At 39.3% G+C, this 21531-nt stretch carries 21 protein-coding genes; 12 read left to right on the forward strand and 9 right to left on the reverse strand.

The window, feature by feature from the left end; genetic code table 11:
- The first annotated feature begins 87 nt into the window (after positions 1 to 87).
- The 4 genes from ftsZ (at position 88) to ACIQXP_RS12500 (ending at position 4830) form a co-directional block, all read left to right on the forward strand.
- Positions 88 to 1719 (forward strand): cell division protein FtsZ, encoded by a 1632-nt coding sequence (ftsZ, locus tag ACIQXP_RS12485; protein WP_387503997.1) that lies wholly within the window; start codon positions 88 to 90, stop codon positions 1717 to 1719.
- A 165-nt stretch (positions 1720 to 1884) separates the two neighbouring features.
- The gene (locus ACIQXP_RS12490) at positions 1885 to 3126 is read left to right on the forward strand and encodes an aminotransferase class I/II-fold pyridoxal phosphate-dependent enzyme (RefSeq protein ID WP_293741856.1); all 1242 of its coding nucleotides are present in this window, start codon (positions 1885 to 1887) and stop codon (positions 3124 to 3126) included.
- A gap of 256 nt (positions 3127 to 3382) precedes the next feature.
- Positions 3383 to 3559, forward strand: a complete 177-nt coding sequence (locus tag ACIQXP_RS12495) for a histone H1 (RefSeq protein ID WP_090982499.1) — start codon at positions 3383 to 3385, stop codon at positions 3557 to 3559.
- 101 nt (positions 3560 to 3660) lie between these two features.
- Positions 3661 to 4830 (forward strand): alpha/beta hydrolase-fold protein, encoded by a 1170-nt coding sequence (locus ACIQXP_RS12500; protein WP_387503998.1) that lies wholly within the window; start codon positions 3661 to 3663, stop codon positions 4828 to 4830.
- A 68-nt stretch (positions 4831 to 4898) separates the two neighbouring features.
- On the opposite strand, the gene dapA is transcribed toward ACIQXP_RS12500, so the two are convergent.
- The 5 genes from dapA to ACIQXP_RS12525 all read right to left on the reverse strand — a co-directional run bounded on the left by dapA (position 4899) and on the right by ACIQXP_RS12525 (position 10277).
- Positions 4899 to 5786: a 4-hydroxy-tetrahydrodipicolinate synthase gene (gene dapA, locus ACIQXP_RS12505; protein WP_387503999.1), complete on the reverse strand. Its 888-nt coding sequence runs from the start codon at positions 5784 to 5786 to the stop codon at positions 4899 to 4901.
- A 175-nt stretch (positions 5787 to 5961) separates the two neighbouring features.
- Positions 5962 to 6114, reverse strand: coding sequence for a GxxExxY protein (locus ACIQXP_RS12510; protein WP_387504000.1), 153 nt, complete (start codon positions 6112 to 6114; stop codon positions 5962 to 5964).
- Between the two features lie 15 nt (positions 6115 to 6129).
- A complete protein-coding gene (gene ligA, locus ACIQXP_RS12515; protein ID WP_387504001.1) occupies positions 6130 to 8142 on the reverse strand; it encodes an NAD-dependent DNA ligase LigA in 2013 nt (670 codons plus the stop codon).
- 117 nt (positions 8143 to 8259) lie between these two features.
- A complete protein-coding gene (locus tag ACIQXP_RS12520) occupies positions 8260 to 9450 on the reverse strand; it encodes an ATP-binding protein (RefSeq protein ID WP_293741852.1) in 1191 nt (396 codons plus the stop codon).
- Between the two features lie 155 nt (positions 9451 to 9605).
- Entirely contained in the window at positions 9606 to 10277 is a 672-nt protein-coding gene (locus ACIQXP_RS12525; protein ID WP_387504002.1) for an ACP phosphodiesterase, read from the reverse strand.
- Between the two features lie 170 nt (positions 10278 to 10447).
- Between ACIQXP_RS12525 and tyrS the strand changes: the two genes are divergently transcribed.
- On the forward strand, positions 10448 to 11734 hold the full coding sequence (gene tyrS / locus ACIQXP_RS12530; protein ID WP_387504003.1) for a tyrosine--tRNA ligase: 1287 nt from the start codon (positions 10448 to 10450) through the stop codon (positions 11732 to 11734).
- A gap of 485 nt (positions 11735 to 12219) precedes the next feature.
- Here tyrS and ACIQXP_RS12535 read toward each other — a convergent pair whose 3' ends face one another.
- Positions 12220 to 13422, reverse strand: coding sequence for a GTP-binding protein (locus ACIQXP_RS12535; RefSeq protein WP_387504004.1), 1203 nt, complete (start codon positions 13420 to 13422; stop codon positions 12220 to 12222).
- Between the two features lie 86 nt (positions 13423 to 13508).
- On the opposite strand from ACIQXP_RS12535, the gene ACIQXP_RS12540 reads away from it, so the two are divergent.
- The 7 genes from ACIQXP_RS12540 to ACIQXP_RS12570 all read left to right on the forward strand — a co-directional run bounded on the left by ACIQXP_RS12540 (position 13509) and on the right by ACIQXP_RS12570 (position 17697).
- Positions 13509 to 13901 carry a MerC domain-containing protein gene (locus tag ACIQXP_RS12540; RefSeq protein ID WP_293741848.1) on the forward strand — a complete coding sequence of 131 codons (393 nt, stop codon included), beginning with the start codon at positions 13509 to 13511 and terminating at the stop codon, positions 13899 to 13901.
- A gap of 163 nt (positions 13902 to 14064) precedes the next feature.
- Entirely contained in the window at positions 14065 to 14691 is a 627-nt protein-coding gene (locus ACIQXP_RS12545; protein ID WP_387504005.1) for an ABC transporter ATP-binding protein, read from the forward strand.
- Positions 14691 to 15905, forward strand: coding sequence for an ABC transporter permease (locus ACIQXP_RS12550; protein WP_387504006.1), 1215 nt, complete (start codon positions 14691 to 14693; stop codon positions 15903 to 15905). Before ACIQXP_RS12545 ends, ACIQXP_RS12550 begins: the two co-directional genes overlap by 1 nt.
- Positions 15906 to 15908: 3 nt before the next feature.
- On the forward strand, positions 15909 to 16346 hold the full coding sequence (locus ACIQXP_RS12555) for a hypothetical protein (RefSeq protein ID WP_387504008.1): 438 nt from the start codon (positions 15909 to 15911) through the stop codon (positions 16344 to 16346).
- A gap of 12 nt (positions 16347 to 16358) precedes the next feature.
- Positions 16359 to 16793, forward strand: coding sequence for a hypothetical protein (locus tag ACIQXP_RS12560; RefSeq protein ID WP_293741844.1), 435 nt, complete (start codon positions 16359 to 16361; stop codon positions 16791 to 16793).
- Positions 16790 to 17239, forward strand: coding sequence for a hypothetical protein (locus ACIQXP_RS12565; RefSeq protein ID WP_293741843.1), 450 nt, complete (start codon positions 16790 to 16792; stop codon positions 17237 to 17239). Before ACIQXP_RS12560 ends, ACIQXP_RS12565 begins: the two co-directional genes overlap by 4 nt.
- 20 nt (positions 17240 to 17259) lie before the next feature.
- On the forward strand, positions 17260 to 17697 hold the full coding sequence (locus ACIQXP_RS12570) for a Fur family transcriptional regulator (RefSeq protein WP_293741842.1): 438 nt from the start codon (positions 17260 to 17262) through the stop codon (positions 17695 to 17697).
- A 2-nt stretch (positions 17698 to 17699) separates the two neighbouring features.
- On the opposite strand, the gene ACIQXP_RS12575 is transcribed toward ACIQXP_RS12570, so the two are convergent.
- From ACIQXP_RS12575 to ACIQXP_RS12585, 3 genes are read right to left on the reverse strand one after another with little or no spacing between them, the layout of a single operon-like run.
- Entirely contained in the window at positions 17700 to 18683 is a 984-nt protein-coding gene (locus ACIQXP_RS12575) for a LuxE/PaaK family acyltransferase (protein WP_387504009.1), read from the reverse strand.
- A gap of 19 nt (positions 18684 to 18702) precedes the next feature.
- Complete coding sequence (locus ACIQXP_RS12580; RefSeq protein WP_293741840.1) at positions 18703 to 19062, reverse strand: hypothetical protein; 360 nt, start codon at positions 19060 to 19062, stop codon at positions 18703 to 18705.
- A gap of 6 nt (positions 19063 to 19068) precedes the next feature.
- A complete protein-coding gene (locus ACIQXP_RS12585; protein ID WP_387504010.1) occupies positions 19069 to 21498 on the reverse strand; it encodes a penicillin acylase family protein in 2430 nt (809 codons plus the stop codon).
- Positions 21499 to 21531 lie beyond the last annotated feature (33 nt).

The raw sequence follows: 21531 nt of genomic DNA on the forward strand, positions 1-21531 counted from the left end.
GTGGAAAACGTCTGTTGAAAAAGTGTTAATATTACATGGAGTAATGAACAGAATTTAAAAATTTTTAAACAACTGATTCATAAAGATATGCAGTTCGAAATGTTAAAAGATAAATCTTCAATCATCAAGGTTATTGGTGTTGGAGGTGGTGGCGGCAACGCAGTGAACCATATGTACCTGTCTGGTATTACTGGTGTAGATTTTATTATTTGTAATACCGATGCCCAGGCACTCGAATCCAGCCCTATACCTAATAAGGTGCAATTGGGTGCTAGCTTAACCGAAGGAATGGGAGCTGGTTCTATTCCTGAAGTTGGTAAAAATTCAGCTATAGAAAATATAGATGATATCAAAGCCATGTTAGGCAATACCACCAAAATGCTTTTCATTACTGCCGGAATGGGCGGTGGTACCGGAACAGGCGCTTCACCAATCATTGCGAAAGCAGCAAAAGAACTTGACATTTTAACTGTAGCCATCATTACTACACCATTTTCTTTCGAAGGAAAAAGACGTAGATTGCAAGCCGATGAGGGAATGGAAGAGTTGAAAAAATATGTAGATTCTTATCTGGTCATCTCTAACGACCGCTTGCGTGAGATATTTGGAAATTTAACCCTGGGTTCTGCCTTTGGCCAGGCCGATGATATTTTAACAACAGCTGCAAAAGGCATCGCAGAAATTATTACGGTTCCGGGATATATCAACGTGGATTTTAAAGATGTGCGTACCGTAATGAAAGATAGCGGGGTAGCCATCATGGGTAGTTTTGCCGCTGAGGGCGACGACCGTGCATTACAGGCTGTGGAAGGCGCTTTGGCTTCTCCATTGTTAAAAGACAATGAAATTGAAGGGGCCCGTTATATTTTATTAAACATCAGTTCTGGTTTGCGTGAGGTAACGATGGATGAGGTTTCGATCATTACCGATTATATTCAGGAAAAAGCCGGTTTATCAGCAGATTTAATTTGGGGTAACTGTACAGATGAATCTTTGGGTGATAAACTTTCTGTAACCATTATTGCAACAGGTTTCCAAACATCTGAAGAACGCGTAAAAGAAGAAAAAAATAAAAAGAAAATATCACTTTTAACACCAGAAGAAGCACCACTTATTCGCCCTGTTGAGCCGGTAAACTCTTTCATCCAGCCTAAAGCAGCGCCATCTTATGAGCCTGTTTTAAAAAACAGGGAAGAAGTTTCGCAAGCAGATCTTTTTGGTGGTATGTTCAGCAAATCTGAGCCTCAAAAAGTTCAGGAGCCGGAAAATCATATTGTTCGCCATACTTTAATTGAAGAAGAGCCCCAGGTAGAAGAAGTGAAAGAGACAGGGTTTGAGTTCGAGGTTAAATTGGCTGAAACCAATTTCGCGTTTGAAACACCAGCAGCAAAAGCAGCTCCCATGCCACAGCCTGAACCGGAAATCGAAATGCCGGTTGTTGGCTTAGACGATGACAAGAATGATGAGTCAATGGAAGAGCAACTGAGAAAATCTAAAGAGCGTATTTTACGTCTTAAAGATCTGAGCATGAAATTGCGTACAACAAATGGTTTACAGGAACTGGAAAACGAACCAGCCTATAAACGCAAACAAATGCAGTTACAGCAGGTTCAGCATTCTTCTGAATCACAGGTAAGCAGGTTTACTTTAAGTAACGATCAGGATGGTGGTACAGAGATCAGACCAAATAATTCTTTTCTGCACGATAACGTTGATTAAAACCAACCAAATATAATTTAAAGCCCCGTTGTAACATCGGGGCTTTTTTGGCATACTATTGGAGCATAAAAACAGGTCTTAATTAGTGCCTAAAAGTTAGCTAAGTTGATTTTAAGACTAATAAAGCTTAAATTCGCAAAATTTATATTAAAAACAGGTAATACATTGGATATATTTGATAAAATCGCAAAGCACATGGGGCCACTTGGCCAACATCAGAAATGGTCTCATGGGTATTTCTCGTTTCCAAAATTAGAAGGAGAAATTGCACCTCACATGCAATTTAAAGGAAAAGAGCATTTGGTTTGGAGCTTAAATAATTATTTAGGCTTAGCCAATCACCCGGAAGTTCGAAAAGCAGATGAAGAAGCTGCAGCTCAGTATGGTATGGCTTACCCTATGGGCGCCCGTATGATGAGTGGAAATTCTAAATTCCACGAGCAGTTGGAGCAGGAACTAGCCGCCTTTGTTGGTAAGCCAGATGCATTTTTGTTAAATTATGGTTATCAGGGAATGGTATCAATTATCGACACCCTGGTTGATCGTAATGATGTAATTGTTTACGATGCCGAATCACATGCCTGTATTATTGACGGTCTTCGTTTGCATATGGGTAAAAGGTTTGTTTATAAGCACAATGATATTGACAGTGCACGTAAACAATTAGAACGTGCTACCAAATTAACGAAAGAATCTGGCGGTGGTATTCTTTTAATTACTGAAGGTGTTTTCGGAATGAGTGGGGCTCAGGGTAAATTAAAAGAGATCGTTGACCTTAAAAGGGATTTTGAATTCCGTATCCTGGTTGATGATGCACATGGTTTTGGTACCATGGGTAAAACTGGTGCAGGTACACATGAAGCACAAGATTGCATTGATGGCATAGATGTTTACTTTGGTACATTTGCTAAATCGATGGCAGGTATCGGTGCTTTTGTAGCTTCAACAGAAGAAATTACCAATTTCTTAAGGTACAATATGCGTTCGCAAACTTTTGCGAAAGCCTTACCTATGCCAATGGTAATTGGATTATTAAAACGTTTAGAGTTATTGAAAAGCAAACCAGAACTTAAAGATAAGTTATGGGAAATTGCTACAACTTTACAAAAAGGGCTTCGTGAACGTGGTTTTGATTTAGGGGTGACCAATTCTGTTGTGACACCGGTTTTCTTAAAGGGTGAATTATCTGATGCTACAGCCATTACCTTCGATTTACGTGAAAATTATAGTATCTTTTGTTCAATCGTAGTGTACCCTGTTATTCCTAAAGGAATGATCGAGTTACGTTTAATTCCAACAGCTGTACATACGCTGGAAGATGTTCAACGCACGCTAGACGCTTTCAGCGAGGTTGCTGAAAAGTTAGAGAACGGATATTATAAAGAGAATCTTTTCGCTACTGCTTAAAATCAATAGAAATTTTACAAAGCCCTTTAGACATGTTTTAAAGGGCTTTTTTTATGATTTATTTTTGTAATTGTTTGTTTATCAGTTATTTGTTTGGCTTGTTGTCTAATTTGGTGTTTATAAACCTACCAATTGTGGAAAAAAACGATTTAGGGGCGCATCTTTTTATTCTTCTAAAATTTTTTTATTTCGTTAAACCCTTTAAATTAGATAATTAAATCTAAAACTTTAAAAAAAACATAGGAGTAATCAAAAAATGAAAAAATTCGAAGAGGTAAAAAGTTTAGTGGCGGCTTTAGAAGCTGATGCAGACAAATTTTATAACAAGGGCAATAGCGCAGCAGGAACCCGTGTACGTAAGGGAATGCAGGATCTTAAAAACTTAGCTCAGGCCATCCGTTTAGAAGTTCAGGAAACTAAAAACAAAGCGTAAGCGATTTTAAAATAGATATTATTCCAGATGGCCTCTTTATGTGAAGAGGCCATTGTTTTTAATAGACAAAATTAGATCATCCCGATTCCCTTATCCTTACCATGAAAAAAATAATTCTACTAGTGTTGCTTGGTTGTACGCAATTGATGTATGCCCAGGAAAATTTAAATTTTGGCCGTCAGAAGGAAATAGTATCACCGCAGAAGAATACTGATGGTACTGTAACTTTTCGGCTTAAAGCACCAAATGCCAGGAAGGTAGAAATACAGGGGGATTTTTTGGTTTCGAACGGAAACATGCCGCCCGCGCAGGAAATGAAATTAGGAACAGATAGTGTTTGGTCATATACATCAGTGGTTTTACCCTCAGAACTTTACAGCTACAGTTTTATTGTTGATGGTTTGAAGATCCGGGATCCGAACAATGTTTATCTGATCAGAGATGTATCATCTGTTGTCAATGTGTTCTTGGTGGGAAATGGCAAGGCAGATTTATATATGGTTAAAGATGTACCGCATGGAACAGTGGCAAAACGTTGGTATCAATCTGCTGGGCTCAAAACGAGTCGCCGACTTACCGTTTATACACCTCCGGGTTATGAGGCGTCAAAAGGACGTTATCCTGTTTTATACCTCTTACATGGCGTTGGGGGAGATGAAGAAGCCTGGATGCAACTCGGCAGGGCTTCTCAGATTTTAGATAACCTCATCGCTTCCGGTAAAGCCAGGCCGATGATTGTGGTAATGGCCAATGGCCACACCAGTAACACCGCTGCACCGGGAGAATCATCAAAAGGACTCTATAAACCGATTATGATGACGCCCGATGTTTTTAATGGTGATATGGAATCCTATTTTAAAGAAATTATCGATTTCACAGAGAAAAACTATAGTACCGGTAAAGAGCAGCATGATCGGGCCATTGCGGGTTTATCAATGGGAGGATTTCACTCCCTCTATATATCGGCCAATTATCCTAAAACTTTTGGTTATGTCGGTTTATTTTCTCCGGCGATATTGCCGCCGGCCAGTGCAGCAAGTCCAATCTACAAAGATTTGGATTTGAAGCTTGAAGCGCAAAAGAAAAATGGCTATAACTTATATTGGATTGCAATAGGCAAAACGGATTTCTTATATAAAACTGTACGTGAGTTCAGAAAGAAGCTCGATGGAATCGGCCTCAAATATGATTATAAAGAAAGTGAAGGTGGGCATACCTGGGTTAACTGGAGGGACTACTTATCAGAATTTATACCGATGTTGTTTAAATAATTCCTATCAAAGCAAAAAGGCTTTCAAATTTTAAATTTGAAAGCCTTTTTGCTTATCTGATCATGCGATTAAACCGGTTGATTTATTTTATCAAGTTCAGCATTAATTGCTTTTTCTAACATTGAAGAAGCTTTAACCAATGGTAACCTAACCGTATCGCCACAAACACCTAAATGTTTTAGTGCCGCTTTTATGCCAGCCGGATTACCTTCTGCAAAAGCCAAGCGGGTGAATTCTATTAACGCTAAATGAGCAGGCAGCGCTACCCCGTAATCACCGGCTAAACAAAGGTTTACCATATCAGAAAATTGCTTAGGCAAAGCGTTTCCGATCACTGAGATAATACCTGCCGCACCTAACGCGATCATCGGCAAAGTAACCGGATCATCTCCTGAAATTAAAAGAAAATCTGCAGGCTTGTCTCTCATAATCTGGTTAAATTGATCAAAACTTCCTGACGCTTCCTTAGTTGCAATAATGTTTTTAAAATCGTGAGCCAGTCTGCATGTGGTTTCCGGACTCATATTACTTCCAGTACGTCCTGGTACATTGTATAAGATTAAATCTAAAGGAGAAATTTCAGCCAAATGTTTATAGTGCTGATAAATGCCTTCCTGGGTAGGTTTGTTGTAATAAGGACTTACGGATAAAATAGCGCTATAACCGGCATTATCAAATGATTTAATGTCTTCAGCAACAGCTAACGTATCATTTCCGCCAATGCCGGCAACCAATGGTAACCTGTTATTGTTAATTTCAGCAGTATAGGCCCACACCTTCTTCTTCTCGTCCTTGGTCATTGTAGCGGTTTCGCCGGTTGTACCTAAAGAAACGAGGTAATCTATCCCTCCTTCTGTCAAATGATTAATCAGGTTTTTTAAGCCATTATAATCAACTGATCCATCTGTGTTGAAAGGCGTAACCAACGCTACACCAGTACCCTGAAATTTGTTCATTATATATTTAATTATTATTCTCCGATCACGAAGCCGCAAAGGAACGAAGTGTTTTTATTTTGAGTTATAAATAGCCATTTATTACCCGCTTAATTCCATCTTTTATGTTTGCCACTTTAAAATTGATTTACAATCTGATAATTTTAAATAGGCAATGGTTTGTGCCAGATGTATCTCATTTAAAGCTTACTGCTTTAATTTCTAACACAACTTTTTGCTCTGCTAAAATATCAATCCTGTAATTACAGCTAGTTAATACCCCGGTATATACGGGAAGTTTTGATTGCCGTAAAACCTGCATTCCTGCATTTTCCAATTCATAAATCAAACCTTGTGGTCAATTTTATTTTATCATTTCCAATAGCTCAGCGTCGCTGATGATGGGAATGTTTAGTTTGTTCGCTTTTTCCAATTTAGACGGCCCCATGTTATCGCCTGCTACCAGGTAATTCAATTTCCCTGAAATGCCGCTCAGCATCTTTCCTCCATTGGCTTCAATCATATCTTTGAGCTCATCACGGCTAAAGTTTTCAAAAACGCCCGAAATTACGAATGTTTTTCCAATAAGTCTATCACTGGCCAGCGTAATTATCTTTTCTTCAATTTCAAACTGCAATCCTGCCGATTTTAATAATTCAACTTGCTTTAAGTGCGCTTCTTTTTCAAAATACTCAACAATGCTCTCTGCAATGCGTTGCCCGATCTCATCGATGGCAATTAATTCCTCTACCGATGCCTTAACGAGGTTGTCGATATTCTTTACACCAGCAGCAGTTTTTCTTGCTACAGTTTCACCAACATAACGGATACCCAAGCCAAAAAGCACCTTTTCGAAGGGCATTTCTTTCGATTTTTCGATGCCCTTGAGCATGTTTTCGATTGAACGTTCTCCGAAACGGTCCAAGGTTTTAAGCTGATCTGATTTTTCATGTAGTGTATATAAATCACTAATGTGCCTTACGAGACCATGTCTGTAAAAAGTTTCGATCGTTTCGTCACCGAGTCCATCAATATTCATGGCTTTACGCGAAATAAAGTGCTGGATTTTTCCAACAATCTGCGGCGGGCAACCTTCATCATTCGGACAATAGTGTACTGCTTCTCCTTCTTTTCTGATCAGTTCCGTTCCACATTCAGGGCATTTATCCAGGTAGTGTATTTTTGCTGCCCCGGAAAAACGTTTAGCTAAATTTACCTTGATGATTTTTGGGATAATTTCGCCACCTTTTTCAACATAAACGGTATCACTTTCGTGCAGATCCAAACGTTCTATCTCGTTAGCGTTATGCAAAGTAGCACGTTTAACGGTAGTTCCGGCCAGCAAAACAGGTTTTAGGTTGGCAACAGGTGTAACCGCTCCGGTTCTGCCCACCTGATAGGTTACTTTTTCCAGAACCGTCTCAACCTCTGCGGCTTTATACTTATATGAAATAGCCCAACGTGGAGATTTGGAAGTGAAACCCAATTCCTGTTGTTGGGCGTAACTGTTTACCTTAATTACAATGCCGTCAATATCATAACTCAGTTTAAAACGTTCGTTTTCCCAATGATGGATAAAGTCAAGCACTGCATCAATATTTGGGACCAGTTTATTGTGTTCGCAAACATGAAAGCCCCATTCTTTTACAGCATTTAAGCTATCCCAGTGTGTTTTAAATTCATTTTTATCGGTGTACAAGAAGTAGATAAAGCCATCTAAAGGTCTTTTAGCCACTTCCTTGCTGTCCTGCATTTTAATGGTTCCAGAGGCAAAGTTCCGTGGATTGGCGTAAGGGATTTCACCAAGTTCTTCCCGGTAAGCATTTAAGCGTAAAAAAGCCGCTTTGTGCATAAAAATCTCCCCACGGATTTCGAAATGTTCAGGTGCCACCGCTGATTTGATTTGGTGTGGAATAGTATGAATGGTTTTTACATTATTGGTTACGTCATCACCTTGAGTTCCGTCGCCACGGGTAACCGCACGTAAAAGTTTGCCATTTTCGTAAGTAAGGCTGATGGACAGGCCATCAAACTTTAATTCACATACATATTGGAAATTATCGCCAATGGCCTTTCGGATGCGCTCATCAAAATCGCGGAGATCTTGTTCGTTATAGGTATTCCCCAAAGACAACATAGGGTATTTGTGTTTTACCGTAACGAAATTTTTGGTGATATCGCCACCAACCCGCTGGGTGGGCGAATTCGGATCCGCCAAATCAGGATTTGCCTGTTCAAGCTCAGCGAGGTGCTTTAATTTTTTATCAAACTCATAATCGCCGATGGTAGGCATAGCCAGAACATAGTAGTTATAATTATGCTGGTTTAATTCGGCCACCAGGGCATCCATTTCTTCTTTTATTGCAGTTAGCGACATAAGGCAAATATAGAAAAAGGATAAAGTGGTTTTATAGATTGGAATACAAAAATTGACTTTGGCAATTTTTGTTGGGCATGTTATTTAATGCTTGGGAAATTAACTTAAATCAGGCTGTTAATACATAAAACCAAAAAGCCAAACAGGAATTATATTACCAAATCCTATTTCAATGCTGTCTTTCGCAACATAAGCATTTTCCACGCCTGCAATTTGTTGTTTTGTTTTGTTTTTTCCCCCGATCTCAAACGTATAAGTTTTGTCAACTATAAAATCGGCAACTTTCGAATGGTTTATTTCGTGTAAACCTCTGAACTGGTTCAAAAAAAATGTTTCTCTCACATTCCCGATGTTAATGTTTTCTTTGGCCAGTGCATACATTAGGTTGCTATTGTTAAGATAGAGTTTTTCTGGTTTAGTTAACACACCAATACCTGATGTATCTTTGTATAGTTCATTAACTAATCCGGCGTGTTCAAGAATTTTTATGCCCTGAACCAGGGTATTGCGAGAAAGCCCTATTTTTTCGCTCAGTTTAGTGATGTTGGGCTTAAACGGTGCGCTTGAAGCTACGCTGATCAGTAATTTTTTAAGTTTTACCAAGGTTTCATAATTCAAATCTTCAACCGCATTGATGTCTATTTCGATAATGAGATTTATCGTGTTTTGGAGTTTCTGGATATAAAGATTCTCATTTTCCTTATAGTATGGGTATACGCCTACCTTTAGGTATTTTTCAAATAAAGGCAATGGCTTTATATCTTTTAAAAGTTCTGCCGCAATGGTATTGTGGTTTTTTAAAATTTCAGAAAGCGAATAAGTCGGATATGTTATTTTGGATTCGAAAGTGATAAATTCTCTAAAAGACAATTCTTTCAGATAATAAGTGATTGCTCTTCTGCTTAAATCAGATTCCGATTTATAGATTTCCAGCATCGAAGACGAAGTAAAGATGATATTAAGTTCAGGGAAATTATCGTAAATCAATTTGATCTCTCTCGACCAATTGGGATATTTGTGAACTTCATCCAGCAGTAAGTTTGTACCTCCAAATTGAACAAATTGTTTAGCCAGATTATAAAGTTTATGATCAAAAAAATAGATATGATCTAAACTTACATAAAGTGTTGATTTACGAGGTAAATACAATTTCGCAATTTGCAAAAGCAAAGTAGTTTTTCCTGCTCCTCTTGCCCCTTTAATTGCGGTCAGGCGGTTATTGAAATCTATTTTGCCAATGAGATAACGCCGCAAATCCAAAGACACGCGTGTTAAACTTGCTTGAAACTCTAATAGTAATTCTTCCATTTTGCTTTTTACGATAAGCAAATTTAGATAATTTTGTTAAACTAAAAAAGCAATTTTGCTCATTATTGCTTTGTGTAAAAAGCAATTTTAACGTTTTTGACAACAAAATGATGTACAGTTGTTACGTTGAGTTAAGCATAACGTAATAAATTAAATCATAGCTTTCTCTCAATCTCCTTAAAGATCTCCATAAAATCTTTTTGTAAAACCGCTTTGAAAACGCCCAGTTCTAAAGTGAGCAGATTTAATTGCCTTTCACTTAATGTTTCCGGCCAAACACGCATACAGATTCTGTTTAGTGCATAACTGATATTCTCAAGTTTTTGGTAACTCAACAGGTATTTACTGCTGATGAATTTTGTTAAAAAATTAAAAAATATTTCCTGATTTTTGAGTTTACCGTGTTCCAGAAAATCGCTTAATGATTCTCTTTTTACTTTCTCAAGCTTATCATAAAAATGGTTTACCTGGATGAGGTTCTGTTCAACCAGTAAATGGTCTAGCAATAACTCCAGGCCTATATGGGCAAGAAAAGATGGGCGCACCGCTGTGTCTTCTACAATCGGTTTAATGAGTTGCTTAAGTTCGGTGGTTTTCTCCAGGAAAAACGTAGAAGAATGAAAGAGCAGGTCGACAGCTAAATGCCTTTTCCAGCCCAGAAGCAGGCTCTCTTCGTCAGGATTGCCTTTAAACAGGAATTCATTTTTCTGTGGATATAAATTTGCTTCTTTTGAAGCATTTTTAATCAGATCAGGTAAAACCGTTCCCATTACCACATAGGCATCATCACTTGTCCGGTCGAAATAATAATGGGATAAAAAGTTCATTTCGCAAGGTAATGTTTTCCGGCAGGCTTGTAAAGAGCAGATAGTAAAAAGTTGGTCAGGATGCGTTAATGCAAAAATCAGTGGCGATAACTTGTTACAAAACCAACTAATTTGCTTTAAACTAAGCTAAAATTTTATCTTTGCACGCACATTATTAAAGTGTTTGTACAATGACGAATTTTGTTGAAGAGTTAAGATGGCGTGGCATGCTGCATGATATTATGCCGAATACGGAGGAAAAGTTAAACGAAGGTATGACTTCTGGTTATATCGGTTTCGACCCTACTGCAGATTCGTTGCATGTTGGACACTTAACACAGATCATGACACTGATTCATTTTCAAAATGCCGGGCACAAGCCGTTTGCTTTGGTTGGTGGTGCTACCGGTATGGTGGGTGATCCATCAGGTAAATCTGATGAGCGTAATCTTCAGACCCCTGAGATGATTGAGCACAACCTGAAAGGGATGAAAAAGCAATTGGCTAAATTCTTAACATTTGAGGAGGGTGGAAATGGTGCAGTAATGGTTAACAATGCCGATTGGTTTAAGGATATGAACCTCTTTACTTTTATCAGGGATGTCGGTAAACACATTACCGTAAACTATATGATGGCAAAAGATAGCGTAAAAAGACGTTTGGAAGGCGATTCGGGCCTGTCTTTTACCGAGTTTTGTTACCAGTTGATCCAGGGTTACGATTTCTATCACTTGTGGAAAAACGAAAACTGTCTGGTGCAAATGGGCGGATCTGACCAGTGGGGAAACATTGTTACCGGTACAGAGCTGATCAGAAGAAAAGATGCGGGTACAGCTTATGCCATTACTACACAATTGATTAAAAAGGCTGATGGAACTAAGTTTGGTAAAACTGAAAGCGGTGCCGTTTGGCTTGATCCGGAGAAAACTTCTCCATATAAATTCTACCAGTTTTGGTTAAATGCATCAGATGATGATGTGAAAAAATGGATCCGGATTTTTACGCTGAAAAATAAGGAAGAAATAGAAGCCTTGGAAAAGGAACATGATGCGGCGCCACATCTGCGTATCCTTCAAAAAGCTTTGGCCGAAGATATTACAATCAAAACTCACTCTGCAGAAGCTTTGGAAACAGCTATTAAAACATCTGAATTTTTGTTTGGCAACGGATCGTTGGAATTTTTAAAAACTTTAACCGAAAATCAGGTATTGGAAATGTTTGAAGGTATTCCACAATTTAATATATCAAAATCTGATTTAGCTGAAGGCATTGATGCAGCTACTTTACTTGCTGAAAAAACCACTGTATTCCCTTCTAAAGGCGAAACCAAGAAACTGATCCAGGGCGGAGGTGTTTCTGTAAATAAAGAAAAAGTAGCGGATGTAATGCAGGTGTTTGATACAGCAAACCTGATCAATGATAAATTTATCGTGGTACAAAAGGGAAAGAAAAACTATTTTCTTTTAATCGCCGGATAATATTTACAAGCCCAATGAAACTGATCATAAAAGATCGTTCATTGGGCTTGAATTTAGATTGAAAAGACAACTCGCCCCAGCGCGCTTCTGTTAAGCCATTTTGCTCTTGAATTAATAACAATGACTATGACGTTTTTGATTATTAATTGAATACTATCATCTCAGCATGCCGTTGCTATCTGTAATACAAACCGGGGGACGGTTAGATCGCTAATTAAATACGTGAAATTTATTTAAACATTTAAAGCATACATAACGTTTAACGGGCAACCATGGCATCAATGTCTTAAATATAAAACTCCTGGGTATTCTGTAGGTCTCAGGATTTTTGCATTTTTTACAGGGCGGGCAGTTTAAAGCATCAGATAATTCTTTAGGCGATGTCATAATACGAATAGTTGTTTGGGAGATCAAATTTACCAAATAAAAAGCATTTTGTATTATAAAAATGATAATTTTATTCTTTTAAGGAATGTTTTAGGGTGTTAAAAAAGTACATTCTTAAATGGGTTAGTAAAACCATTGCCTGCATGGTAATCTTTTATTTCACTGTCATTTAACACACAGGTACTTAACGATTTTTTCAATTCTTCACTATCCATTTCCTGCCCGATAAAAACCAGTTCGTTTTTACGGTCTCCAAAATCTTTATCCCATTCAGCATCAATTTCCATTTTGTTTTCCAGGTAGTCCGCGTATTGCTCACGCTCATGCTGTTGCATACTTGCCCACCAAACCCCAGCCAGATCGATGCGTAAAGAGCCACCTGCTTGCGAGAAATTAATAGCCTGATTGGGCATGGCCGCTAAATAGAAAATTCCCTTTGAACGGATAATATTTTGTGGAAATTCCTTGTTAAGATAGTGCCATAACCTTTCAGGGTGAAAAGGTTTTTTAGAATGGAATACAGTCGAACTTATCCCGTATTCTTCAGTTTCCGGTTGATGGATTTCTTCCAGTTCTTTTTTCCATCCAGCTCCATCTGAAGCCGATTCAAAATCAAATAAACCAGTATTTAAAATTAAAGCCGGGTTTATTTCTCCAAAAAGGGTGTGGTATATTTTAGCCGTTGGGTTAAGTTTTGCAATTAACGCCTTTAATACTTTAAGGTCGGTGTCGCTTACCAGATCGGTTTTATTTAATAAAATTACATTGGCAAATTCAATCTGGTCGGTAAGCAGATTTACAATAGTACGTTTGTCTGCTAAGTCATCCACCATCCTCCGGTCGGTAAGTTTGTCTGCCGAACCAAAATCCCGATAAAAATTAAAAGCGTCTACAACCGTTACCATCGTATCCAACCGGCTAAATCTGCTGAGGTCTATCCCTGAAGCTTCATCAATAAATGAAAACGTTTGCGCTACCGGAATGGGTTCGGATATTCCGGTGCTTTCAATCAGCAGGTAATCGAACCGGTTTTCTTTTGCCAATCTTTCTACTTCAATCATCAGGTCTTCGCGCAGGGTGCAGCAGATACAGCCATTGCTCATCTCTACCAGTTTCTCATCCGTTTTAGACAAGGTGTGCTGATTTTTAACCAAAGCGGCGTCAACGTTTACCTCACTCATATCATTTACGATAACGGCTACCTTTAAATCCTGCTTATTTCTCAATATGGCGTTAAGCAGCGTTGTTTTTCCGCTGCCTAAAAAACCGCTCAATACGGTTACGGGTAATTTCTTTATCATTTTAATGCAATTATGTTGCAAATATAATGTGTATTATTTTAAATGCAACTAAATTGCTTTTATATTTGACCATAAATTTTTATGGAATGAAACAAAAGAGCTACAAAATCAACCTCGACCGGATCGGCATTACAGCCTCAACATTGTGTGCCATACATTGTGCTGCATTGCCGTTTTTAATTACCGTTTTACCTTTATGGGGCATGGGTTTTTTGGCTAATGAAGCCGTGGAGATTACTATGATTGCATTTTCGTTAATCATCGGTATTTGGAGTTTAAGTGCTGCATATCGCAAACAGCATTGCCGCATAACACCAATTCTGGTATTGATTACCGGCTTTGCCTGTATCGCTTTTGGGCATTTTTCGGGTATTGAATTATTAGAACCCGTCTTAATCCCTATTGGTGGCCTTACCGTTGCTGCTGCCCATTACATTAATTTACGAATGCTTAAATCCTGTCCATTGGGGCATCGATAATCAATTATACCAATGAAATATAAAATATTATTTGTCAGTGCATTATCCTTTATTTCAGTGTTAAGCCCAGCCTGCAAACATGGCACAAACGATGGGATAGAACTTTACAGGCGTTATGCGATAAAAAATCTGGTTATAAAAAAAGTGCAAAAAGTAGTTCGCCATGATTAAGATCAGTTCATTAGTTCATGTTTATGATCAGGGGAGGAGTTTGAAATTTCCGGATCGGGAAATCGGCGATATGGAGCAGTGGCTGTTATTAGGCGCATCAGGCAGTGGCAAGAGTACACTTCTTAATATTATTGCCGGTCTTTTAAAGCCGGGACAGGGTGAAGTTTTAATTAACGGGACCGATTTGTATGCTTTGTCTGCACGTGAGCGCGATAGTTTCCGGGGAAAGCATATTGGCATTGTTTTTCAAAAACCACATCTTATCCGTTCTTTAGACGTACTCGATAACCTGGAGCTTGCTGCGGTAATGGCCGGTTTGCCGGTAGATCATGAACGAAACCTTTCACTTTTAGCGGATCTGGGTATTAGCGAGCTGGCGAAAAATTATCCTGATCAATTAAGTCAGGGCCAGTTGCAAAGGGTTTCGGTAGCACGTGCATTGGTAAATAAACCCGATCTCCTGATCGCTGATGAGCCAACTTCCAGTTTAGATGACGAAAACGCCGGTCAGGTAATCAGGATGTTGGCTATCCAGGCTAAAGACAATGGTGCGGCACTGCTCATCGCTACCCACGATGCAAGGGTTCGGGATCACTTTACTAAAACCTATCTACTCTAATGAATATCTTTAAAATCAGCGGCAAAAATCTAATCAGGAATAAATTAACCACCATTCTGAATATTATTTTAGTGGCTTTTGGTGTTGGCATTCTTTCTGTTCTTTTTCTCGCTTCTACACAGATAAACAATAAACTGGAGAAAAATGCAAGGGATATTGATCTGGTTGTGGGCGCAAAAGGAAGTCCGTTGCAATTAATATTAAGCAGTATTTACCATATTGATAACCCAACCGGAAATATTCCGGCCAAAGATGCCTACAAATTGATGCACAACCCCATGGTTAGAATGGCTGTTCCATTGGCATTAGGCGATAATTATAACGGTTACCGAATTGTAGGTACAGATACCACTTTCAGCCATCTTTATGGTTTAGCTGTTCAGCAGGGAAATTTCTGGCAAAAAGATTTGGAGGTGACCATCGGCAGTGAAGTGGCTTCTGAATCGAAACTGAAAGTTGGCGATTCTTTTTTCGGAGCGCACGGATTAACGGGCAACGGCGATATCCATAAGCAACACGCGTACTTGGTTAAGGGAATCTTAAAACCACAGGGTAACATAACTGATAATCTGATTCTTACCAATATTGGCAGTGTGTACAAAATGCATGAAGAGAAGCATGACGAAAACCATAGCCACACAACAACAGAAGAGACCAAAGAAATTAGCGACAAACAGATTACAGCATTGTTGATCCAGTATAAATCACCAATGTCAGTAATTGTTTTTCCGCGGATGGTTAACCAGAGTACCAATATGCAGGCAGCCTCTCCGGCAATGGAAAGTGCAAGGTTATTTTCGCTTATCGGGGTTGGAATTGATACCTTAAAATGGTTTGCCATTTTTATTATGGGAGTTGCGGCGCTGAGTATTTTTATCAGCCTTTATAATGCGATGAAAGAACGGAAATACGACCTGGCCATTATGCGTTGTTTAGGTGCATCAAAATTTAAAGTATTTTTTCTGGTCCTGTTTGAAGGAATTCTGGTGACATTTATCGGCACCTGTTTGGGGCTGTTCATCGGGCATGTTGCCCTGGAGGTGATTGGGGCCTGTCAGGGAGCTTCTCAGGCCAGATTAACAGGATTTACAGCTTTCCCACAAGAGATATACCTGATCTGGACCGGTCTTTTTATCGGCGCTTTGGCTTCGCTTATTCCGGCCATGCAGATTTACAAAGTTGATATAGCGGAAACATTAACGAAAGACCGTTAAGTGATGAAGAAGTTGATTTTTTTAGTTTTCTTATGTTTAGGTTACCAGAAATTGGCTGCGCAGGTTAAGGTACATACCGACATGCGCACGCCAACCTGGAATTTAATCGGGCTGAGGTACGATGCCGAAATTGCGCCCCGTAAATGGGGGAGTGTTTTTCCGCCAGCACTGAAAGCACTAAACAATAAGATAATTGAATTACCCGGTTACATCATCCCAACAAAGGTGGGGTCGAAATTCAGCGAGTTCATGCTCTCCATAGTGCCTATTGCTTCCTGTCCATATTGTGGTTCAGGTGATATTCCGTCAATGGTGCAGGTAAAAATACTAAATGCGATACCTATTACCGAAAAACCCATTAAACTTAAGGGAATCTTCGTTATCAACGATTCAGGCGATGATAGGAGTGAATTTTTTCTCTTAAACGCAAAACAGTTATAAACCCGATTAGTGATGAAGAAATACATGATGTTACTCTTTGTTTTAATTTCCAATACTACGTTTGCCCAGGTACCTGTTCATCGTGAAATACGGACCGCTACCTGGAATCTTATTGGTATGAAATACGATAAGCAGGTAAAACCCCTGGTTTGGCAGGCTGTTTTTCCAACCGCACTAAAGGCTATACATAATAAGATAATTGAGCTTCCGGGATACATTATTCCTACTAAGGTTGGTAATAGTTTTAATGAATTTATGTTTTCTATGGTCCCAGTTGCTTCTTGTCCTTATTGTGGCACTGGCGATATACCATCAATGATAGAAGTGAAAACTTTAAAACCCATCAACTGGACTGAGACACCCATTACCCTTCGTGGTAAATTTATAATCAATGATTCGGGCGATAGCCGGTCTACGTTTTTTCTTTTAGATGCAGTAAAAAAATGAAGTATATATATGTTGTTTTAATTCTGTTTTTAGTTTGCCCTGCTCAGGCACAAACGAAAAAACATAACCCGAATGATCAGTTAAGGTCTTTAAACTGGGACGTGATAGGCTCGGTAAAGTTTGAACTGACTGATAAGAATGAAATTCTGCCCCTTTTTACAGAAACAATCAGGCGTTTTGAAAACAGAGAATTTGATTTAACCGGTTACCTGATTCCTATAAAAAGCGGACAGAAACAGCAGAAATTTCTTTTGGCCACCTTGCCTATTAACCAATGTTATTTTTGCGGACAAAATGGTGTTCCGGTGATGATTATGATTGAAATGACGAATGCGGTTCCTTATTCTGAAAAGCCCATTCACGTACAGGGCATTTTAAAATTAGAAGAAAAGGATGCGAGCTATAAGCCACCAATAACCATCAAAAATGCCAAACTCATTGATTAATTGCTTATTTTTGTATTGCTATGGAAGATAATACTGCACGTTTCGAAAAACTTTTGGTTAAGAACGGACTAAAAAGAACCGCCCCGCGTTTGCAGGTGCTGGAAATTTTGAGTGGGAGGGATTCTGCCACATCTCAACCGTATTTAGAGCAGGTGATGGGAAAGGATGCAGACCGTGTTACCCTTTACCGTGTTTTGCAGGCTTTTGAAGAGAAGGGAATTATCCATAAGGTTTTGGACCAGCAGGGCACGGCCAATTATGCCATTTGTTCGGATGGTTGCAATGCGCATGAGCATCATGATGAGCATGTGCATTTTAACTGCGATAACTGCCATAAAATTTACTGTTTGGATACCGTTAAAATTCCTGCATTAAAAGTTCCTGCCGGATTTAAGGTAAATCATCTTAATCTGATTGCCACAGGCTTATGCGCCAGTTGCGCTGATAAGGTGAATTAGAATTACTGTACCAAAAGATTACATCCCCTGATATCTGAATGATCAAACCGGCCCAGTACTTCAAAACTTTGATCGGGATTGATTCTGCCCAGGTCTTGAGTGGCAATAAATGAACAGGAATTGATATTGGCCAGGTCAATTACATTGATGCCACCGGTCCTGCCGGTTTCCATTAAGCTTAAAGGATCATTGGTGTCGCGGATCAAAATCTGCATCCAGCCAGGGCAATTGAAAATGCCTTCACCCAAAGAATAAGCCTGAGAAAGCAATTCGGTCATTCCATATTCGCTATGGATATTTTTTACACCAAATCCTTTGGTTAACTGCTCATGAAGCTCTTCGCGTACCATTTCTTTACGTTTTCCCTTCATTCCGCCGGTTTCCATTACGATGAGCTCAGGAAACTCAATATCATATTGTTCTATAAAATCAAGCAACGCATAGGTTACACCAATTAAAACTGTTTTCTGTTTTTTTGATTTCAGATCGAGCAGCGTTTGTAACAGCTCTTCATGGTTATATAAAAAGTAACCACTTTGCGGATGACCGCTTTTTTCGATCAGGTCGTTTACCATGTAGATTAACGACGAACCCGACCTTTGTTGATAGGAAGGTAACAATGCCAGGAAGCAATAGTCGGTAACGTTACCATAAAACCGGGCAAATGCCTGCAGGTAACTCTGTTCATATAACATAACATCGGTTACATGATGACTGCTTTGCACCATACCCGTTGTACCCGAGCTGCTGAAGGTAATTTCAACAGGTTCATTGCTGCTCAGAACAGCATGGCTTTTAAAAAAGCTGATGGGTAAAAACGGAATAGCTGAAATGTCGGTTACCAACTCGGCATCAATACCAAGGTGAAAGATATATTCGCGGTAAATATTACAATTTTGGGCCTGTAACTTAAAAATATTTAAAGCAAGGGCATTAAATGCATTACTGTCTTTTACAGAGAAAATCTCGTTAGCGGTTAAATTCACAAGGCAAAAATACAAAGCATTATGCTATTTTCTCGTCAGTTTTTTTAGCCAGCATAGCCATTCTGAACTGATAGCCGCAATAACCACTAATTCCCGCCACCAAACCACTTAAAATTCCGGCGAGCAATAGTAACGCCCACCATATTTTTATGCCTGTCATCACGGCTACACGGCCGGCAAGTACATTGTCATTAGGCAGGCTTTTAAACAAGGCATAGCCGATCCAAAGCAAAAAAATGGCAAAAAATGATTGCCAAAAGGCTATTTTTCCTGTTTTGCCAATAATACCACAGGTGGCAAAAGAAATGACGATGATGACCCACCAAGGGGCAATCATTTGTAAAAGGAAACAAATGATTAATATAACGATGAAAACCATTTTAAACTATTTAGATATTTTTAAACGAGAAATAACTGTGCCCGATTTATCATCAGGATTTTGCATGTAAAACAGATCGTATAATTTGCCATTTGCCCAGGTATCGATCATATTATCATAAAATTTGCTTCCAGGGTTACCCGACTGGCCACCCGGATAAACGCCATGCCCTTTTGGCGTTTTGCCCAGTTCAATCACCATCCGCCAGGAAGGTCCGTTGGTTTCGCTCAAAGCGTTAATGGTACTTTTGGCGCCACCAATCTGTAAAACTTTCGAACCAAATCCTGGTATTTTGGCAAGGTGCGGCACATTGGTCTGTTTTACATTTGCCCAGGCCCAGTCTTTATTTATTGGTCCGAAGCGCCTTTCAAGACTATCACAGCTAAATTTAAAAGCTTCGTTAACCAAATCAGCTAACGTTTCTTTTTTGCTGGTATTGATATTATCATACCAGGTTGCATCGGATTCTTTCAGGATCATCTCCACCGTACGGTCTCTTGAAGGGTAACGCATCGGGATGCCTTTCACTTCAAATTCATCAGCCCAGATATTATATGATAAGCGTTTGGTCCAAATTTCGAATACACTGGCCGCAATTTCATGTGCATCATAACGTTTGTTCCATTTGCGCAGGTAAGCCAATGCTTCTTTTTGCGTGGCATTTAACTGTTCGTTGTTCAGTAAAGGCAATAAAGCTGGAACTAGGTTCTGTGCCATGATGCTGTAATTATCGGTTTGCATGAGGCGGATACTGTCTAAATTGGCCTTCTTCATTACCGATAAACGGTCGTTAATACGTTTGCCTCGCTCATAGGGTGCAAATTCCCAGTTAATGTAGTATGGATAGGTGGTGTCGGTAGAAGACTGGTTGGCCGAACTCACAAAACCACGCGGCGGATTTTTAACCGTTGGGTTCTGTGCATTTGGGATCCAGCCCTGCCAATCGTAAGCAGGATCGGTACCATCCAGAATAAATTTACCCTGGTCTTTCCATTTTAAGGGGAATTTACCATTTGGCGTAATAGCGATATCATTATCTATACTGGCGAAAACAAAATTCTGTGCAGGAGCCGTATAAAAAGTTAACGCTTTGCGGTAATCGTTATAATTTTTACCCCGGTTAAGGTAATAAAAAGTCATGAGTTCATTTGATTCATCATGTGCGATCCACCTGAGTGCATCGCCAACAGGCACATTGTCGGCCCTGCCATATTTTGGTTTCTGGAAATAAACAACCGGACCGTGATGGGTGTAGTAAACGGTATCTACTTCATCTTTTCCGCCACGTACTTTAATGGTTTCGAGTCTTTTGCTGGTAGCGTTCCATTTATTGTTATACCAATATTCATGATGGGTCGAATCCTTAAATTTAATCTGATAAAAATCGAGTACATCAGCAGCAACATTGGTTACTCCCCAGGCTATTTTTTGGTTAAAGCCTATAATTACCCCAGGAGCACCAGGTAAAGAAACCCCATAGGTGTTTACCCCAGGCGCATGTAACTGAATCTGATACCAAATTGATGGAAGTGTTAAATCTAAATGGGGATCGTTTGCTAAGATCGGATATCCTGATGCAGTTTTTGTACCAGATAATGCCCAGTTATTACTCCCAATACCTTCTACTTTTTGAGCGGTCTTCACTTCGCCGGTTTGTACCTGCGTGAAGCTTTCTGGCGTTTTTGGTATTGGTAGAGGAGAGAAATTCCATTTTGTGCCAACGGGGATAATGGGATCTTCGCGAAAAGGATAATCCGGAAAAAGGTTTTTAGTCACCTCAGGGCCAAATTTTTTGAGGATATTGGTCATGTAAAATTCATCAGAACCCATTGCTAATACTGCCGACATCTGCTTCAGCAACAAAGCACATTTTACAGGTGTCCAGTTTTCGGGTTTAAAATCCAGAATTTTATATTCTATCGGATAATTTGCTTTAGAAAGTGTTTTAATGTAGGCATTAATTCCTTCGGTATAGGCTAAAATCATTTCTTTAGCTTTTGGATCGGCCATCATCCCCTTCAATGAGCGTTCTGCGCCATAAACCATGCCCATCCGGCGTTGATACCGGTCTACCTCTATCGCTTTATCGCCCACCACTTCACTAATTCGTCCGGCGGCGAAACGGGTCTGGAAATCCATTTGCCAAAGGCGGTGCATAGCTGTAACATAACCTTGCGCCAAATAAAGATCGTGATCATTCTGCGCAAAAATATGCGGGATCATGCGATCGTCGAAAACGATTTCAATTTTATCAATCGCTCCTTTTATTTTCGCTTTATGGTTAAACATAAAATGATTGTTCTCTGCATTTTGCCAGAAACCCATAAAAGGGTTTAGAAATTTTAACAATGGAGGCATGTTGCCTAATTTGGTGTTAAATAAAAAAGCTAATGCGATCGGGATTACGATGCAGAACAGGGCTTTAACTTTATTCATAATGGCTAGCTAACAAGTCTTTTGCTAAGATAG

It is taken from the genome of Pedobacter suwonensis (assembly GCF_044762335.1).
Classification (GTDB): Bacteria; Bacteroidota; Bacteroidia; order Sphingobacteriales; family Sphingobacteriaceae; genus Pedobacter.

Bases quoted from the DNA above. Each gene is read 5' to 3' on its own strand.
- ftsZ (WP_387503997.1), top strand. From the start codon at position 88: ATGCAGTTCGAAATGTTAAAAGATAAATCTTCAATCATCAAGGTTATT.
- ACIQXP_RS12495 (WP_090982499.1), top strand. From the start codon at position 3,383: ATGAAAAAATTCGAAGAGGTAAAAAGTTTAGTGGCGGCTTTAGAAGCT.
- ACIQXP_RS12500 (WP_387503998.1), top strand. From the start codon at position 3,661: ATGAAAAAAATAATTCTACTAGTGTTGCTTGGTTGTACGCAATTGATG.
- dapA (WP_387503999.1), bottom strand. From the start codon at position 5,786: ATGAACAAATTTCAGGGTACTGGTGTAGCGTTGGTTACGCCTTTCAAC.
- ligA (WP_387504001.1), bottom strand. From the start codon at position 8,142: ATGTCGCTAACTGCAATAAAAGAAGAAATGGATGCCCTGGTGGCCGAA.
- ACIQXP_RS12520 (WP_293741852.1), bottom strand. From the start codon at position 9,450: ATGGAAGAATTACTATTAGAGTTTCAAGCAAGTTTAACACGCGTGTCT.
- ACIQXP_RS12525 (WP_387504002.1), bottom strand. From the start codon at position 10,277: ATGAACTTTTTATCCCATTATTATTTCGACCGGACAAGTGATGATGCC.
- tyrS (WP_387504003.1), top strand. From the start codon at position 10,448: ATGACGAATTTTGTTGAAGAGTTAAGATGGCGTGGCATGCTGCATGAT.
- ACIQXP_RS12535 (WP_387504004.1), bottom strand. From the start codon at position 13,422: ATGATAAAGAAATTACCCGTAACCGTATTGAGCGGTTTTTTAGGCAGC.
- ACIQXP_RS12540 (WP_293741848.1), top strand. From the start codon at position 13,509: ATGAAACAAAAGAGCTACAAAATCAACCTCGACCGGATCGGCATTACA.
- ACIQXP_RS12545 (WP_387504005.1), top strand. From the start codon at position 14,065: ATGATTAAGATCAGTTCATTAGTTCATGTTTATGATCAGGGGAGGAGT.
- ACIQXP_RS12550 (WP_387504006.1), top strand. From the start codon at position 14,691: ATGAATATCTTTAAAATCAGCGGCAAAAATCTAATCAGGAATAAATTA.
- ACIQXP_RS12555 (WP_387504008.1), top strand. From the start codon at position 15,909: ATGAAGAAGTTGATTTTTTTAGTTTTCTTATGTTTAGGTTACCAGAAA.
- ACIQXP_RS12560 (WP_293741844.1), top strand. From the start codon at position 16,359: ATGAAGAAATACATGATGTTACTCTTTGTTTTAATTTCCAATACTACG.
- ACIQXP_RS12565 (WP_293741843.1), top strand. From the start codon at position 16,790: ATGAAGTATATATATGTTGTTTTAATTCTGTTTTTAGTTTGCCCTGCT.
- ACIQXP_RS12570 (WP_293741842.1), top strand. From the start codon at position 17,260: ATGGAAGATAATACTGCACGTTTCGAAAAACTTTTGGTTAAGAACGGA.
- ACIQXP_RS12580 (WP_293741840.1), bottom strand. From the start codon at position 19,062: ATGGTTTTCATCGTTATATTAATCATTTGTTTCCTTTTACAAATGATT.
- ACIQXP_RS12585 (WP_387504010.1), bottom strand. From the start codon at position 21,498: ATGAATAAAGTTAAAGCCCTGTTCTGCATCGTAATCCCGATCGCATTA.